Source organism: Arthrobacter sp. 2YAF22_2 (assembly GCF_052114645.1).
Lineage (GTDB): Bacteria > Actinomycetota > Actinomycetes > Actinomycetales > Micrococcaceae > Arthrobacter.
Genome location: NZ_JBFRFD010000685.1, coordinates 1 through 1,546 on the forward strand (window position 1 = coordinate 1; position 1,546 = coordinate 1,546).

The 1,546-nt window shown below is 66.5% G+C and carries 1 protein-coding gene and 1 pseudogene; both read right to left on the reverse strand.

The window, feature by feature from the left end; all coding sequences use genetic code 11:
• A partial coding sequence (locus AB4Y86_RS18670) for an alkaline phosphatase family protein (RefSeq protein WP_441403629.1) occupies positions 1-837 on the reverse strand: 837 nt, incomplete at its 3' end.
• Positions 838-1,240: 403 nt separating this feature from the next.
• Positions 1,241-1,546, reverse strand: a pseudogene (locus tag AB4Y86_RS18675) (AarF/ABC1/UbiB kinase family protein); the annotation flags it as partial.

Sequence of the window (1,546 nt, forward strand, 5' to 3'; positions counted from 1 at the left end):
GGTTGTGACCGCGTCGTAGACCTCGGCGAGGAAGGTTTCGCCGGACCGGATGTCGGCGTGCGGGTGGTCGTCCCCGGAGGTGCCGGAGCCTTCGTCGGTGAACCGCGGGTCCACGAAGGACACTGCGGGCAGCGTTCCGGCGGAGCAGTCGGTGAGGAACTCGGAGTAGTGATGTGACATCCCGAGGTACTTGGTGCCCCAGAGCGCGGTGAAGGGGATGTCGCCGTAGTAGTACTTGCCGGTCACTCCGGCCGCCGCCAGCCGGTCCCAAATCGTTGGCAGGGTGGACGTGACTGTGGAGTTATGGAGCCGGTCGGTCGCGGCGGCGTGCTGGTAGAACCGGTTGGGGTAGGTTTCGGCCATGGTCGCCGCGAAGTACTGGTCACAGACCGTCCAGTCGGGACCGGCCTGCCGCCAGAAGTCCAGGTCGGCGGCGTCGTAGTACCCGACGGCGAATTCGTCGTTCTCGCCGGCCCGGAGCCAGCCGTTGTTCTTGCCGTTGTTGTATTGGATCCGGCCGCCCTCGTAGGAGTGGTCCGGGTCCGGGTGGCCACAGCCCTGGAAATCGGTCAAGTGATGAGTCGAGTGTGGAATACCGTAGCGGTCGATGTAGCTCAGCCCGGACTGCTTGCCGTTGGCCCCCGGCAGCCAGCCCAGGAAGTGGTCGAAGGAGCGGTTCTCCATCATCACCACAATGATGTGGTCAATTCCGGAGGCGCCGGGTGCCGGGAGCGGGGGCGTTGCGGCAGTCGCCGCGCGGAGCGTGCCGCCCGTGGCCAGGGCCGTGGCCGCAGCGGTCCCGGCCACGCCTAGGAAGTTGCGTCTTGAAAAGTTCACGTCGAATTCCTTCATCGTCAGGACCGGCTTCCCGCGCCACCGGAGGAGACTCGGCCGGCCCACCGCAGCGGTAATCGCCCGCGGAGCCGGAAAAGTTACTCGTTGGCCGAAATGCAATGTTCACTGCGCGATTTCGGATGGGCCCGGCGCGCAGCGCGCAGAGGACCGGCTCTCGGCCGCGCACCGATCGGGCCGGATGCGCGAGCCGGGTCCTGACACGCGAAGAGGGTCCCCCAAGGACCCTCCTACGCGCGGGCCGGTGTTCGGCCTGCCCGATCGCACGGACCAACCATAAGCATGCTGACTTTCGAAAGTCACGCCCCGCCCGGGAAGTTCACCGTCGGTTCACCTGGCCGGTCGGTCCCGCGGCAACATCGGACGATCAGGAGGAGGGCATTGGCCATCAAAGACGGCGGCGTCCCACCCATAGTCCGTGCAGCAATGGAACCGCCGATGCGATCATCAGGATGTTGCCGAGCACCGTGTCGTCCGCTCGGACCACCGAACCGGCGATGAGCAAGGCCCCGAACACCAGTGCCGATGCGGACCGCTGTACGGTGCGGTCAAGCCGCGCCACCTGCCGCTCGAGACGAGGGTTGGGCACCGAAAAGGTACCGTCCTCAATTCTGGTGACAAGCCCATCCAGTCGTTTCGGCAGGCCCAGGGCGACGGTGGCGGYGCCGAGCGCCTGTTGTGCCGCGTCTTGGGC